The sequence below is a fragment of the Citrobacter braakii genome, assembly GCF_002075345.1.
Lineage (GTDB): Bacteria > Pseudomonadota > Gammaproteobacteria > Enterobacterales > Enterobacteriaceae > Citrobacter > Citrobacter braakii.
Window position 1 is genome coordinate 206,451 of sequence record NZ_NAEW01000001.1, and the last position, 13,510, is coordinate 219,960.

The 13,510-nt window shown below is 49.7% G+C and carries 16 protein-coding genes and 2 pseudogenes; 3 read left to right on the forward strand and 15 right to left on the reverse strand.

The features are described from left to right. Positions 1 to 176: 176 nt before the first annotated feature. The 7 genes from BZK42_RS01090 to mdtH all read right to left on the reverse strand — a co-directional run bounded on the left by BZK42_RS01090 (position 177) and on the right by mdtH (position 5,516). Positions 177 to 290: a YceO family protein gene (locus BZK42_RS01090; RefSeq protein WP_003036148.1), complete on the reverse strand. Its 114-nt coding sequence runs from the start codon at positions 288 to 290 to the stop codon at positions 177 to 179. Between the two features lie 52 nt (positions 291 to 342). Beyond that, positions 343 to 1,461, reverse strand: a complete 1,119-nt coding sequence (solA, locus tag BZK42_RS01095; RefSeq protein WP_080858590.1) for an N-methyl-L-tryptophan oxidase — start codon at positions 1,459 to 1,461, stop codon at positions 343 to 345. 114 nt (positions 1,462 to 1,575) lie between these two features. Continuing rightward, positions 1,576 to 1,830 (reverse strand): biofilm formation regulator BssS, encoded by a 255-nt coding sequence (bssS, locus tag BZK42_RS01100; protein WP_003036154.1) that lies wholly within the window; start codon positions 1,828 to 1,830, stop codon positions 1,576 to 1,578. A 339-nt stretch (positions 1,831 to 2,169) separates the two neighbouring features. Then, a complete protein-coding gene (dinI, locus tag BZK42_RS01105; protein WP_003036157.1) occupies positions 2,170 to 2,415 on the reverse strand; it encodes a DNA damage-inducible protein I in 246 nt (81 codons plus the stop codon). A 65-nt stretch (positions 2,416 to 2,480) separates the two neighbouring features. Next, positions 2,481 to 3,527 (reverse strand): dihydroorotase, encoded by a 1,047-nt coding sequence (gene pyrC, locus BZK42_RS01110; protein ID WP_047359338.1) that lies wholly within the window; start codon positions 3,525 to 3,527, stop codon positions 2,481 to 2,483. Positions 3,528 to 3,632: 105 nt separating this feature from the next. Next, complete coding sequence (locus BZK42_RS01115) at positions 3,633 to 4,193, reverse strand: lipoprotein (RefSeq protein ID WP_016152618.1); 561 nt, start codon at positions 4,191 to 4,193, stop codon at positions 3,633 to 3,635. Positions 4,194 to 4,307: 114 nt separating this feature from the next. Beyond that, positions 4,308 to 5,516 (reverse strand): multidrug efflux MFS transporter MdtH, encoded by a 1,209-nt coding sequence (gene mdtH / locus BZK42_RS01120; protein ID WP_016156184.1) that lies wholly within the window; start codon positions 5,514 to 5,516, stop codon positions 4,308 to 4,310. A 259-nt stretch (positions 5,517 to 5,775) separates the two neighbouring features. Between mdtH and rimJ the strand changes: the two are divergent. After that, positions 5,776 to 6,108, forward strand: a pseudogene (gene rimJ / locus BZK42_RS01125) (ribosomal protein S5-alanine N-acetyltransferase); the annotation flags it as partial. Between the two features lie 108 nt (positions 6,109 to 6,216). Here the strand turns inward: rimJ and BZK42_RS01130 are convergent. The 6 genes from BZK42_RS01130 to BZK42_RS01155 form a co-directional block, all read right to left on the reverse strand. Beyond that, complete coding sequence (locus BZK42_RS01130) at positions 6,217 to 7,269, reverse strand: DNA cytosine methyltransferase (RefSeq protein WP_080858591.1); 1,053 nt, start codon at positions 7,267 to 7,269, stop codon at positions 6,217 to 6,219. Continuing rightward, positions 7,235 to 7,423, reverse strand: coding sequence for a Com family DNA-binding transcriptional regulator (locus tag BZK42_RS01135; RefSeq protein ID WP_080858592.1), 189 nt, complete (start codon positions 7,421 to 7,423; stop codon positions 7,235 to 7,237). The genes BZK42_RS01130 and BZK42_RS01135 overlap by 35 nt, the downstream gene beginning before the upstream one ends. Positions 7,424 to 7,530: 107 nt before the next feature. Continuing rightward, positions 7,531 to 7,914 (reverse strand): DUF1353 domain-containing protein, encoded by a 384-nt coding sequence (locus BZK42_RS01140; protein ID WP_080858593.1) that lies wholly within the window; start codon positions 7,912 to 7,914, stop codon positions 7,531 to 7,533. A 108-nt stretch (positions 7,915 to 8,022) separates the two neighbouring features. Then, on the reverse strand, positions 8,023 to 8,601 hold the full coding sequence (locus tag BZK42_RS01145; protein ID WP_080858594.1) for a DUF4376 domain-containing protein: 579 nt from the start codon (positions 8,599 to 8,601) through the stop codon (positions 8,023 to 8,025). A gap of 11 nt (positions 8,602 to 8,612) precedes the next feature. Next, positions 8,613 to 9,575 (reverse strand): prophage tail fiber N-terminal domain-containing protein, encoded by a 963-nt coding sequence (locus BZK42_RS29475; protein ID WP_080858595.1) that lies wholly within the window; start codon positions 9,573 to 9,575, stop codon positions 8,613 to 8,615. Positions 9,576 to 9,637: 62 nt separating this feature from the next. Then, positions 9,638 to 10,216 (reverse strand): recombinase family protein, encoded by a 579-nt coding sequence (locus BZK42_RS01155; RefSeq protein ID WP_080858596.1) that lies wholly within the window; start codon positions 10,214 to 10,216, stop codon positions 9,638 to 9,640. Positions 10,217 to 10,715: 499 nt separating this feature from the next. Here BZK42_RS01155 and BZK42_RS29180 point away from each other — a divergent pair, with 499 nt between their 5' ends. Together BZK42_RS29180 and BZK42_RS01170 are read left to right on the forward strand one after the other, a co-directional pair. Then, positions 10,716 to 11,270: a hypothetical protein gene (locus BZK42_RS29180; RefSeq protein WP_249025117.1), complete on the forward strand. Its 555-nt coding sequence runs from the start codon at positions 10,716 to 10,718 to the stop codon at positions 11,268 to 11,270. Positions 11,271 to 11,339: 69 nt separating this feature from the next. Beyond that, positions 11,340 to 12,029 (forward strand): DUF4376 domain-containing protein, encoded by a 690-nt coding sequence (locus BZK42_RS01170; RefSeq protein WP_080858597.1) that lies wholly within the window; start codon positions 11,340 to 11,342, stop codon positions 12,027 to 12,029. A 60-nt stretch (positions 12,030 to 12,089) separates the two neighbouring features. On the opposite strand, the gene BZK42_RS29550 is transcribed toward BZK42_RS01170, so the two are convergent. Then, positions 12,090 to 12,941: a hypothetical protein gene (locus BZK42_RS29550; RefSeq protein WP_346190198.1), complete on the reverse strand. Its 852-nt coding sequence runs from the start codon at positions 12,939 to 12,941 to the stop codon at positions 12,090 to 12,092. Between the two features lie 126 nt (positions 12,942 to 13,067). After that, a pseudogene (locus tag BZK42_RS29190) lies at positions 13,068 to 13,508 on the reverse strand (hypothetical protein); the annotation flags it as partial. Positions 13,509 to 13,510 lie beyond the last annotated feature (2 nt).

Genomic DNA, 13,510 nt, shown 5'->3' on the forward strand with positions numbered 1-13,510 from the left:
TTTGTTTTTGATTCAATAAAATTGATTGAATTATGAAGTAATCATCAAGGAATTAGTAGGGGTGGATGACATTAAGGCTTGGTTTCTGGGTGTTTAAGGTATTTTTCTTGTTCAGTTAATTGCAATGAAAATTAAATTAATATCAGTTTATGTCAATTAGTGTCAGTGTTGCGGATTCAGAAAAACATAATATATATCACATCCATAATTGCCAGCAGCGACCATAAAATAATGTAGAGCATAAGATGCTCGCGAATATTATTAACCAGATAGTGAAAGATGCGGCGCATCAACGTTATTCCTGTCATTAAAAATGGCCTCACCAACGAGGCCATTCATTTATTATCGCTTAAAACGACTTAGCCTGAAGGGCGTCAGGTCAAAGTCAGACGATTTGTTCTGGGCGAAGTCTGCCGCAATCTCTCCGAGGACGGAGGCAAACTTAAAGCCATGTCCGCTCAGCCCGGTGATGATCAGCGTGTTGTCATGCTCCGGTAGAGTATCAATAATAAAGTCTTCATCTGGTGAGTTATCATAGGTGCAGGACGCACCGTGCAGACAGCAGCCCACGCCTGGCAGAATTGTGCGCAGGAATGGGAAGGCTTCAGAACCATCGCTGGCTACAGCGGCAAACGGCTTGCGCTCTTCTGCCGAATGAATTACCTGTCCGCCATTGTGTTTACCAATTTTTAGCTCGTCGTTTTCTGCCGGGAAACCGTAGAATTGATCGCCATTTGGTAGCTCCCCGGTGAAGGCAGGGAAGTTATTCTTAACGCTGAAACGCCCATCGGCTTGATACCAGGCGAACACTTTGCGTACCGGTTGTATCGGTAGTTCAGGGACTAATGCCTGTACCCAGGTTCCGGCGCTGATCACCGCTTTTTGCGCGTGATAGTCACCATCGGCGGTTTCTACCGTGACGCCATCATCACTATGACGAATTGCGCTGACCGGGCATTTAAATAGCTGCGCACAGCCTGCTTCTTCCGCCAGACGGATCCAGGTTTTAATCGCTAACTCACTACGTAAAAAACCAGACTCCGCTTCAAACAAACCGATATAGTTTTCAGGTACGCGAATCTCTGGCCAGCGCGCCATAATGGCTGCTGCATCCAGTTGTTCAACATTGAGTTGCCACTGTTTTGCGCTTTGCGCCGCGGTCGCTAAGAAGGTTGAATTTGCCGGACCAAGGTTGATGACACCAGAGCGCACAAAAATCGGCTCTTCATTTTGGGTGGATAATTCATCCCATAATGTTTGCGCACGCAGCACCAGCGGAACATATTTTTCACCTTCGCCATAGGCATGACGAATTAATCGAGTGTCGCCGTGGTGGCTGCCCTGCTGATGCGGTGGCATATGCGCATCGATCATCAGAACCTTCAGACCGGCGCGAGTGGCATAGTATCCGGCTGCGGCGCCCACGGAACCGCTGCCAATTATGATTAAGTCGTATTTCATCCGCTTCTCTCTGCAATCGCGATAGTAGCAGGGTAAATAAGTGACCCGGAATATTCAACCTGGAAATAAGAAAGGCACCGGAAAGGTGCCTTTTGATGGTTGGATGTATCAGATTTAATGTCGCTGATACTCATTTACCTGGTAATCGCCGGATTCAATTTTAGCGATTCCTGCTTCTAATATCGAAATAAATTGCCTGGCAACATCAGTGGTTAACCAGAGCGTTTGACCAACTTCAGTCCCATCCGGGTCTGGACGATTCGGGGTCTGGTAGTGCAAACGCAGCATCAGCGCATCGTAGCTATCAACAGTGCTGATGTCCCATCCTACTAACGGATGAGTCTGAATGACTTCATTATTCTTTTCCATCATGCCCCCTAATTCGTGTTACTAGACAACGGTTTTCGAGGTTCAATGCGTTTTTTCTGAAGCAACTTCAGTATATCAATAAATAAGGGTGTTCATTGAAAATTTAAAGAGGTAAGCACATAAAATTTTCGTTTTCAGCGTTATCTGACTAACAAACCGACATGTTATTCATTTTTTTTAAGCATGTTGCACAATTATTTTGGTGTTGTGGTTAAAAGATAGACAGGAATTTATTATTAAAATATCAGTTTGCCAGAAGGAATGAACTATTGATTAAAAGATGGTGTGTATAAAAAAGCCGGGGCGACCCGGCAAACAAACATCATTGCATATCATTATTTATTCATTGATGAACCAGTCATCCGCGCTTTCCCAGGTCTCCTGGAGGATCTCGCTGATGCGTTCTTTATCCTCTTTGGTGGCACCAATAACCGACAGATTGTTTGCGCCGGCATAACGGACGGTAACGTTACCTTCGTTATCCGGAAAATGGTGCTGAATACGGCGGGAGAGTTCACCTGCCAGCGCGTCAATTGCACCAGCAGGTAAAGGTGAAGTTTTGGCAATAGTGACTTCAATACGCATAGTAGCCCCCTGTGGAATATACTGTTTATTTATACAGTTATTCTCGCCAGTTGGCTACACTTTTTTTAGCTTTTCACGGACCAGTGTACCGTTTCGCCACCCAGGAAAGGCACCAGCGTATCATCTTGCAGCGCAATGCTCTCCGGGACTTTGTGCTCCACGCGTTCCAGCTCAATAAAGGTTTCATTTACCGGCAAACCGTAGAACTGTGGGCCATTGAGTGAGCAGAAGGCTTCAAAATGGTCCAGTGCATTCATCTCTTCAAACACGGTGGCATAACTGCCCAGTGCGGTCGGCGCATTAAAGCAGCCCGCACAGCCACAGCTTGACTCTTTGCGATGACGCGCATGCGGCGCTGAGTCGGTACCGAGGAAGGCGCGGTTAAACCCGCTGGCGACCAGCTCACGCAGCGCCTGTTGATGGACGTTACGTTTGAGGATCGGCAGGCAGTACAGATGAGGGCGAATCCCGCCGACCAGCATGTGGTTGCGGTTAAACATCAGGTGCTGCGGCGTAATGGTCGCCGCCAGAAGGTCATTGCCGTCGCGCACGTATTCGGCAGCATCTTTAGTCGTGATATGTTCGAACACCACTTTCAGCGCAGTTAAACGCTGACGCAGTGGTTCCATTACCGTCTCAATAAAGCGCGCCTCGCGATCGAAAATATCGATATCCGCATGCGTCACTTCGCCGTGCACCAGCAGAGGCATACCCAATTTTTCCATCCGTTCCAGCACTGGCATAATGGCATCAATAGAGGTTACGCCATGCGTCGAGTTGGTGGTGGCATTGGCCGGATAGAGTTTTGCGGCGGTGAACACGCCTTCGTTGAATCCACGTTCCAGCTCATTGGGATCCAGCGTATCCGTTAAGTAGCAGGTCATTAATGGCGTGAAGTCGTGTCCGGCAGGTACCGCGTCAAGAATTCGCTGGCGGTAAGCGATAGCCGCGTCCACCGTGGTGACGGGCGGAGCCAGGTTCGGCATGACAATGGCGCGGCCATAAACTTCGCTGGTATAGGGCACGACAGTTTTTAACATGTCGCCATCGCGAAAGTGAAGATGCCAGTCGTCTGGGCGGCGGATCTTTAAAACCTGGGATGGTGCAGTCATCAATATGCTCCGGCTGAGGATAGTCTTTTTTGCCGGAAACAAAGGATAAGCGGAAACGTTTTCGTTTGCACGAAAAAAAAGGGCGCATCGGCGCCCTCTGTCATATTAGTCGGTGAACGGGATAATGATTTCTCCCGGTTTCACCTCAATGCCTTTCGCCAGTTTTTTCGCCAGCGCTTCCCCCTGGCTGCTGTCATCCCGCAGAATGTATGCCGGCTGCTGGTTGAAATAGTTGCGCAGCGACTGATTTAAATAAGGCATCAGCGTTTGCAGTACCGACTGCATTTTTTCCGGCGTGACGGTAGCGTCCACGACTTCCATTTCTTGCAGATAAATCGCGCCTTTTTCTTTATTGAAAACCGGTAAGGCTTTTAGCTTCAACTTCATGGTTGCTTTCTGACTGCCAAACAGGGAGTTCATGTCCAGATTGGCGTCTCCGGTCAGCGTCACTTTATTGGGTTCTTCACGGCCTATCTGGCTGGCGAGATTGTTCAGTACGATATGTGCTTCAGCGACGCCAGGCAAACCGATATCTTTTGAAAAGTTATTATTCTTCGCCAGGGCCTGATTAATCTCTTGCTCGCTAACCGTGTATTGCGTGAGTTGATTACAACCAACCAACAGGCCGCTGACAATTAGTGCAGCGGCAAAAAAAAACTTTTTCATGGGGTTCCTCAACATGATGCTTGTGGTGTAATCGTGACACAAAGCATCATCGAGCACCAGCGCTGCGGGTAACAGCAGAAAAAACTGAAAAACACGCGTACGCCAGATTGGCTATCAGGCGTCAGGCTCCAGCATACCACGCGTTGGGCGTTTGAGACTGAATTGCCAGCCCAGCGCCAGGAAAGTGATGAAGCCGATAATACCGAGCATCATCCAGGGCAGTTCAGGTTGTGCCAGGGCTTTACCCATGTCAAACAGCCAGCCGCCGCCGATATAACCAATGGCGCCGCCGATGGCGAGTCCCAGTCGACTGAAACCCATATAGCTTCCCCGTGCCCGTGCATTCGCCAGCGAGGCGCTCAGGGTTTCACGCGCCGGTTCGGCGATGATTGAGCCAATATAGAACGTGCAAATCAGGGTGAACAGCTGCTGCAAATTCCCGACCAGGCCGATGGGCATCATGCTTAAAGACATCACCAGCAGACCGGCCATCAGGCGATGCTCAAGGCGAAAGCGTTTTTCACTCCAGCGGGCAATCGGGTAGAGCAACGTTAAAGAGAGGCACGCCTCGATGGCATACATCCATTTCACAGCGGCCGGTGAGCCAGCGATGTCGTTCACCATTATTGGCAGCATCAGCATCACTTGCACCGCCAGCATGTAATAGCCCGCCAGCGTCAGCACATAAGTGACAAAGCGCTTGTCATGCATCACGTGGCTCATTCCTTCGCGCACCGGAATTTTCACCGTTGACAGCTTCCATGCCGGAAGTAGCCAGGCGTTAAACGCCGCGCACAGAACGAACAAAATTGCGCCGGTGGCACACACCAGACGGAAATCGTATTGCAATAACCAACTGCCGAGCAACGCGCCAACCACTGCCCCGGCGCTATCCTGCATCATCAGAATAGAGAAAAAACGCCCGCGCTTTTCCGGACGGATCAGTTTGACCACCAGCGCCGAGCGGGGAGGGTCGAACAACGTGCCGCCCAGCCCGGAAAGAAAGCAGGAAAACCACAGCAGCCACGGTTCATGGGCAATGCCCATGGTGGCGAATCCGGCAGCGCGCATCAGCATGCCGGTGACGATCATCGGTTTTGCCCCGAAACGGTCAGCAATAGCACCGCCGAAGATACCTAAACCTTGCTGGATAAATTGACGTAATCCAAGCGCGATACCGACCATCACGGCGGCCCAGCCCATTTGATCGACGAAACGAATTGAGATCAGCGGGAAAACGACGAAGAAACCCAGCACGACCAGCATGTTATCGATAAGAAGGAAGTATTTACCCAGGTTCCTTGCCTGCGAGACTTGCGACATTTCCCCTCCAGGGAAAAACTCGTCACTCTGGATAGAGTTTAAAAGATAAGCACCTCCTATTCTGCGGTGTCGTCATCGCTTTTCCCACCCTTCGCGGGACAATATTTTTTTATCAAAAGTCCGTCTTGATAGAGAGTTTTCATCAAAATGTGTGAATAATTCAAAAAATGGCATTTTGCTCTTTTCACAGGGCGTATTTGCGCAGGTATAGTAATGCGAATAGCGTATTGAAGACGTTACGGGAAGGAGTAGGTATAGAATGTTTGGCTATCGCAGTAACGTGCCAAAAGTGCGCTTAACCACGGACCGCCTGGTCGTGCGTTTAGTGCATGAGCGTGATGCCTGGCGTCTGGCAGATTATTACGCAGAAAATCGTCATTTCTTAAAACCCTGGGAACCTATTCGCGATGAAAGCCACTGTTATCCGTCAGGCTGGCAGGCGCGTCTGAGCATGATCTCTGAGTTTCATAAACAGGGCACCGCTTATTACTTTGCGCTGCTCGATCCGGAAGAAAAAGAGATTATTGGCGTCGCGAACTTCTCGAACATCGTGCGGGGATCTTTCCACGCCTGTTATCTCGGTTACTCCATTGAGGCGGGACACTAAAAACGCGAAAACGGGACAACGAAAACACGAAAAAACAATCTTTCGTATTTTATGTGTCAAACCGCCAAAATCTGGCGGTTTTTTAAGCATGATTTAACCCTCTTTTAAAGCCTCTTGAATCCTCTCTCCAATCCATTTCATAACAGGAACCGGCATTGAGTTTCCGATGGCTTTATATCGATGTCTTGATGATGAACTGTGCCACGGAATGTCTGTATAACCTGTTGGGAATCCCTGTAGCCTTTCACATTCCGTTGGCGTGAGTCGTCGGACTCTCAGTCGAGGGTGTTGCTCTACTATCAGACCGCCACGCATTCGCATGTCCTGATTGGTTGAACCATCATAACCAGCAATCAACGTTCCGGCGGTGTCAGGGATGGCGTCGAAACAGTATCGGCGGAATTCTCTTTCAATGCCTGAATGAGCACTGGATGCGGATTTTTTCTGTGTTCCGTAATAGTTCTCAGTGCGCGGCGGCACAGTCGGGAACTCAAATAATATCGCTCCGGGGTCAAATTCTGGTCGAGCACTTGCCATAACAAACACTCTTTTACGTGACTGGGGGACTCCGAAAAATTCGGCGTTGAGCGTTCGCCAGACGACAGTGCGCGATGGTCCAGACACAGCACCAGTGTTTGCCCACCGTTTCCCTGCTGGCTGTAGTGGGCGACGTTCGCCGGCCAGCGCACCGAGAAAATAACCGAATGCATTATCATGACTGTTTAATACCCCTGTAACGTTTTCCCATACGATGATAGCGGGTTGCTCGCCTAGCTCCTGACGGGTCTTATCAATCTGATCTGCCAGTTGAACAAAGGCGAGCGTAAGCTGGCCGCGAGGGTCTTTTAGCCCCTGGCGTTTGCCCGATAAACTGAATGCCTGGCACGGTGTGCCACCTACAAGAATATCGGGAGCCGGAATACTGCCTGACTGGATGCGTGCTGCAATTTGAGTCATATCACCCAGATTAGGGACTGACGGCCAGTGATGCGCCAGAACGGCGCAGGGGAAAGGCTCTATCTCACTGAACCAGGAGGGCTTCCAGCCGAGCGGATGCCAGGCGACAGTAGCGGCTTCTATGCCACTGCATACAGAACCATAGGTAACAGGATTATCGGGTGGAAGGTGTTGTTGTTTGTTCCCCACAGGTGCGATTCCTTGTGTATGTGGGGTGCTCGATGGCGCTCGGTGAGGTGACGATGTTGAGTGTCTTACAGCGCGGGCATTTGACCTCAATGAAGTCAAAACTGGCTCTTGCGAGCAGTTTATTGCAATGCCGGCATCTTACGTTATGTGGCATTTATTGCTGCCTCCTGTGTTGCCACTGGAGGTGTCAGTATAACTTATCGATCGATAAAAACGATCGTTTTGATTTATTTAATACATACAACCAATTTAAGGCGTTGCTCAATTCAGGCCTCCCTGGCTTTCAACTCTTCCATACATGCCACGACCAAACAACCGTACCGCCCAATACATCACCATACACTTCCACTTCGGCACACCCAGCACCGTCATGCCATCCAGGAATATCAGGTCTGCTTCCCGCTTAGTGCGTAGCGCGTTGTCATATAGGTAATCGTGGATTATCGCCGCTTTGGCGTATTTGCCATCAGGCGGCATCAGTGACCAGAATATGCGCGGTATCGTGGCAAGGTCGGTAACGAATCCTGCTGGCACTTCTATCACGTCGCTGTCGTCGTCGCTGAGGTAGAACTCAAACGGCTCGTATACGCGCCATAAATAATGGTCCAGCATTTCAAGAATTGCCGGAGTTGTGAATTGGCTCATGGTTTTTTATCTGCTGCTTATGAAATAAGGAATCTGACTCATAAGAAATAAAAGGTTCCTTTCTTTTTAAATTAATTAGAGCCTGCCCAGCGTACAGGCTCTTTTTTTTTAACTCCCCTCAGTCCAGCCGGCAACATAACCCTGAATCGCCTTATAGTCGGTGAGATTATCCACCTGTTCTTTCATCACCCGCTGGCGCTCGTGGATTTTAAAGCCCTGCAATACCATGTTCTGCTGCATGGCTGCTTCCAGCGCGGTGAGTTCGTCGGCGGTCATCGGCACATCGATGTTATCGGCATCCGTCCAGAAGAAGCCGGGCGGGAGTACACCGGTTTTGGCAACAGCGACTACAGGCGCAAGGCGGGTTTGTGAGGCTTTACCGCAGTCCCAGCGATGGCCGTTCAGCGTGAAGATAATGCTGCCGTTTTCCTGAGTATCACGCCAGTTATTGATTTCAGCACGTTTGGCATCTTTCGCAGCCTGGATCATTTCTGGTGTCACGGTAAAGGGAGTAACGGGGCCGTATTTCCCGGCTTTAAGGTCGGCGTAGAGCTGGCGACCATGCGCTTCCGAGTCGTCAGGGGAGGAAGTGAACGGAATGAAATCATCAAAGCCTTCAAAATGAGCAAGACAGTTAATGGAGCCGTCTTCATTATAAAATCCATTTTTTGCTGTCACTATTTTCATATGGAGTTTCCTTATGCCACTCGACGAAAAAGGCCGACATCACTGGTATAAAAATACCCCGTTCCAATGAATGTTCCCATAAAGGTAAGATAAGTATGTTTACTGGCATAGGCTGTACCGTTATCACCAAAAGAAAGCGCGGTCTGCCTTAACTGTGAGCCGGGGACTTTGTACCCAAAAAACTGATAATCAGGATTCCCCATATCCCAGGCAATGACATAATCTCCCACACCTGGATAACCTGATGTAGAGATATTCATTGCCAGTGGCGTAGTTACGCCATCGCCTTTCAGGGTAACTCCATCCGTTTTAACAGTAGTGATACCGTCACCGGTATCACCTTTGTCTCCCTTCGGCCCCTGCGGGCCGATTGTGCCGGTATCTCCTTTCAGCCCCTGCAAGCCCGTGTCGCCCTTTGGACCTGTCGCCCCCGTATCGCCTTTCAGACCCCGCGGACCTGTATCCCCTTTGGGGCCAGGAATACCTTGTGGGCCAGTATCGCCCTTATCACCTTTGGGGCCAGCAGGGCCGATGGGACCGGGAATGCCCTGCGGCCCCTGTTCGCCCGTATCTCCTTTTTCACCCTTGATAGATGCGTTAATGGCGTCTTCCAGCACCTGAGCGGCTTTACTGGCACTGTCCTGCGTCTGTTGTGCCAGCGCTTCAAACTGCCTTAACGCTTCAGGACGTGTGTCTGTATTCTTCGCGTTCAGGAAACTGTTCAGCGAGCCGTCAGGGGAATCATCATAAACGTGGATGGAGCCCAACTCGTAACCCGACTGGCGGCCGTGGGTCAGGCGAACGCTGTACACACCGGGAGTTACAACAAAGCTGTACTTCCCCTGCGTTGTGGTGATATGGGTGGCGACGCTCCTGAGTATTAAGGGAGTGGTCTGCAACGCCGTAAGCGTAATGATAGCCCCGGCGATGGGGTCGCCGGTAGCCGTGGTGATAATCCCGCTAATAATTGCCACAGTGCTTTTCCGTTAACAGATATCTAATTGTTTAGTTTATCGGGGATAAAAAACAGGCGTATTTACGGTAACTCAGAAATGACTGTGACGGAATTAACCGGACTGAATTTATATATCGTAGATAATGAGACATTATAAATAATGGCCAGTTGTCTTCGTGAATAGCCGTTTTTAACGAGTCGGTTTATCTGGGCTATCTGGCCGGGCTGTAGTGCCGGACGTCTGCCACCAATACGACCCTGAGCGCGAGCGGCTGCAAGACCGGCGTTTGTGCGCTCTACAATAAGTTCTCGCTCCATTTCAGCAAGGGCACTCATGACGTGAAAGAAGAACCTGCCCATCGGGGTACTGGTGTCGATGCTGTCGGTCAGGCTTTGAAAGTGGATTTTGCGCTCGTGCAGTTCTGAGATGAGGCCAACGAGATTTTTAACGCTACGACCTAATCTGTCGAGTTTCCAGACGACGAGTGTATCGCCTGTTTTAAGGGCCTTTAAAGCGCGTTTTAAGCCTGGTCTATTGGCCTTTGTGCCGCTCATTTTATCATCGAAAATCTGTTCACATTCTGCGCTAATGAGGGCATTACGCTGTAAATCGGTGTTCTGCTCATTTGTTGACACGCGGATATAGCCAATTTTTGCCATTTACGGGCCTCGTTTAATCGGTTGTGAGGTTGGGTAACTGGCATTTTTATCGCTATAGGGTATCAGGGGAAACGTCGGTTTAACGGATACGGTAAATCGCGCCCTTCATGTAAACAGTGACGGGGATATTAGAGGCTCATTATGGGGTGAGTGGCTGAGTCACTGGCTATATGGTCAGTTTGCCACTCGTGACAACAACATCAATGCCCGCGCTACTGTCGATTGGGTTCGCCAGAACTTCCTTTCGGGCTTCAGGCTGGGAAGTGTTGAAAGCGCCCAGGTATGGCGAGCGTATGGTTATAACGACACACCACCTTACGTTATTACAGGAGTTATAAACGGTAATACTGACAACCTGATTGATAATGTCACTCGCCGTCCTCTACAAATGTATATCAATGGATGGCGCAATATTGACTGGCAGTAAGACTCAATTAACGTCGGTTTAACGGAAGCGGTAAACCGGGCCTTAAACGCCGTCCAGAAAAACGGCGATACGATGACCGGAAGCCTATTCCTTAAAAATGATGCCCGCGTGCATTTCGCCATTGCGAATGAGGATGGCAATGCCCGCATGTGGCTTTACAAAGACAAAGGCGGTGATGGTGTTCGCCTTAATAACGGCGTGGATGGCGGCGGTGAGTTTGTTTTTCATAAAGACGGCGGCTTCTATTCACCCGGATATTTACACGCCGGAGCATCAACGGTAGCTACCGACGGTAATATCTATGGGACTCGATGGAATGCTAACGGTGCATGGTTGTGGGATTCCATCGCCGAACAACTCACCGCACGCGACAACAACATCAACATCCGCGCAACATGGGACTGGGTTAGTCAGAACTTTGTTTCTGACATTACTCTTGGGCAGGAAGGTGTTTATTGCCCGATAAGTAACGTTGTATCCTGGACGTTTAAAACCCCGGCTGGCTGTATGCTTACGGGTATAATTGTTCAGGATACCGGCTCTCACTCCGCTGATAATATTGGCGGGGTTTATTACAAACCCATTCAGAAAAGAGTCAATGGAGCTGTAATGACAATAAAGGGTTAAACACCATACATTACTTGCGAATATCATTTATAATGACAGCCAAACACAACTTAACCAGGGTAATAAATCATGGTCAATATTAAAAATTTTACGCCAGGCGACCCTAAAACACCTGAGCAACTGGAACTTGCCAATAAGCACCGGGTGCTGTTTTTATTTTCTGAGGATGGTCAGGAATGGTACGAATCGCAAAAGCAGTTTGCGGCTGACACTATTAAATTCTCCTATGACAGCGATGGCGTTATTCGCAGTATTTCGCGTGACGTATCAGCGCTGTGGCCGGTTGGTCTGAGTGTGGCCGAGGTTCCCGACACTACCGCCAATCGTCGCGCTGATATCAGCGGTCGCTGGGGCTTTGATGGTGAGAACGTTATCGACCTGATGACGATGGAAAAGGCCCGTCGCGTGAAGCGTGACGAAATCAACCGCTGGCGCGACAGGCAGGAAGACGGCAGCGCTGTTTTTGAGTGGAACGGCCACAAATGGGACGCCAGCAAAGCCTCTCAGGAGCGTTTGTCGTCCATTCTGCAACTGACCCGTACCGCGAATCTGCCAGCCGGTTTTTACTGGACTGACGCCGATAATAACGATGTTGTCGTCACGCCTGACGACCTGGTTTCGATTAATGAAAACATGAATGTCGCAATGGTCATGCAGGGCTGGAAAATTCACGAACGCCAGCGCGAAATGAAAAAAGAAGTTGAAGAACTAAGCCGGGTTAACGATATTCTGAATTATTCCGTAGGCTGGGCTGAATAAGCCGGAACAGCAAAGAATAAAAAGGAGTAAGTCTAACTTACTCCTTTTTATTTAACCCGGTTAACGTCCAATGACTAACCACTGACCATTTTTGTAAATCTGGATTTCGCTCCAGAAAAGTGATTCAGCAGAATAATCAGCATCGTGGTTATCAAATCCCGTTAATACTGTATTTTTGTGATATGACCTGACACCGATTGCACCCACCTGCCTTTCCGCTGAATATCTCACATTGGTAATAAAGCTCTGATTAACCCAATCCCATGTTGCGCGGGTGTTGATGTTATTGTCGCGAGCGACAAAGCGATCATTAAGCCAGGTACTGATATAGCCACCCCAGGCAGTGCCGTTGATGTTGCCGTCATTCTGGTAGGTCGTACTGCCTGCATGGATGGCGGACGGGGAATAAAATTCGCCGTTTTTGTTGAAAACGAAGTCGCCTCCGCCATCCACGCCGTTATTGATATGTACACCGTCACCGCCTTTGTCTTTGTAGATGTAGGTACGGGACGAACCGTCTGCATTCCGAATGGTGAAATGCATGCGGGCATCGCTCTGGAGTGTCAGATTGCCGATCACCATCAGGCTGCCTGTCATCGTATCGCCGCTTTTCTGGACGGCGTTTAAGGCCCGTTTTACCGCTTCCGTTAAACCGAGGTTTTCTACATTCTGGTTTAACTGTATCCAGGTGAAATTCGCGTCGGCAGGAACGGTATAGCGCAGGCCGATCCAGACGTCTCTTTTGTCACTTGTCGCCAGAATACAACTGCCGTTCGCCACATCACGTTTCGCCAGAACTTCCAGGAAAAAATAACCCGCTGCTGGCAGAACGGTGACGCCTGCATTGTTTTTAGCGAACCGGCGAGCGCCTGCCGGGAGATTGCTCAGGTCATCGGCTGAGGCTACCCACATAACGCCCTGTATCGCAAGGCCGGTCTGTGTGTCGTCGATGGCTTTTTTGGTGGCGATGATGCGGGCGTCGTCGCCTGCGGCCACGGTGTTTGCCGTTGTGCCGACGTTACGGGTGGCGCTGTTGCCGAGCTGGAGAGCTGTGCGAGCTTTAGCTTTGTCAGGTACATCAGCAAGGTTCTGGTCTTTTGCCAGGGCATTGACATCTGCCGGACCGAGACTGTCTTTGGTGGCAAGTTTTCCCAGCCCCAGATGACTTCGCGCCGCAACCTGAGCCGCAATGCCGGCATCGAAAATTTCTTTCAGGTTATTAGTCTGCGTGTAGGCGTTTGCCGTAATAATGGCTTTAATGGACAGGGTGAGCTGGTTTAATTTTCCTTTATCGGGCTTTATTCCGGCTTCGCTCAGAATATTCAGCAATTCCGCCTGCAGGATATTCAGCCAGTCCTGACCAATCCAGCTTATACCTTTATTTTTATCGCCTTCGGTAAACCAGGTAGGCGTATTACTTTGCGCCGGCGATAAGGCCGGCATGGTGGGTGAACCGGAGTTGTTGTCAATGTAATACATAG

Excerpts from the sequence above, each read along its gene's own strand:
- BZK42_RS01090 (WP_003036148.1), bottom strand. The coding sequence starts at position 290 with ATGCGCCGCATCTTTCACTATCTGGTTAATAATATTCGCGAGCATCTT.
- solA (WP_080858590.1), bottom strand. The coding sequence starts at position 1,461 with ATGAAATACGACTTAATCATAATTGGCAGCGGTTCCGTGGGCGCCGCA.
- bssS (WP_003036154.1), bottom strand. The coding sequence starts at position 1,830 with ATGGAAAAGAATAATGAAGTCATTCAGACTCATCCGTTAGTAGGATGG.
- dinI (WP_003036157.1), bottom strand. The coding sequence starts at position 2,415 with ATGCGTATTGAAGTCACTATTGCCAAAACTTCACCTTTACCTGCTGGT.
- pyrC (WP_047359338.1), bottom strand. The coding sequence starts at position 3,527 with ATGACTGCACCATCCCAGGTTTTAAAGATCCGCCGCCCAGACGACTGG.
- BZK42_RS01115 (WP_016152618.1), bottom strand. The coding sequence starts at position 4,193 with ATGAAAAAGTTTTTTTTTGCCGCTGCACTAATTGTCAGCGGCCTGTTG.
- mdtH (WP_016156184.1), bottom strand. The coding sequence starts at position 5,516 with ATGTCGCAAGTCTCGCAGGCAAGGAACCTGGGTAAATACTTCCTTCTT.
- BZK42_RS01135 (WP_080858592.1), bottom strand. The coding sequence starts at position 7,423 with ATGCCACATAACGTAAGATGCCGGCATTGCAATAAACTGCTCGCAAGA.
- BZK42_RS01140 (WP_080858593.1), bottom strand. The coding sequence starts at position 7,914 with ATGAGCCAATTCACAACTCCGGCAATTCTTGAAATGCTGGACCATTAT.
- BZK42_RS01145 (WP_080858594.1), bottom strand. The coding sequence starts at position 8,601 with ATGAAAATAGTGACAGCAAAAAATGGATTTTATAATGAAGACGGCTCC.
- BZK42_RS01155 (WP_080858596.1), bottom strand. The coding sequence starts at position 10,216 with ATGGCAAAAATTGGCTATATCCGCGTGTCAACAAATGAGCAGAACACC.
- BZK42_RS29180 (WP_249025117.1), top strand. The coding sequence starts at position 10,716 with ATGACCGGAAGCCTATTCCTTAAAAATGATGCCCGCGTGCATTTCGCC.
- BZK42_RS01170 (WP_080858597.1), top strand. The coding sequence starts at position 11,340 with ATGGTCAATATTAAAAATTTTACGCCAGGCGACCCTAAAACACCTGAG.
- BZK42_RS29550 (WP_346190198.1), bottom strand. The coding sequence starts at position 12,941 with ATGTGGGTAGCCTCAGCCGATGACCTGAGCAATCTCCCGGCAGGCGCT.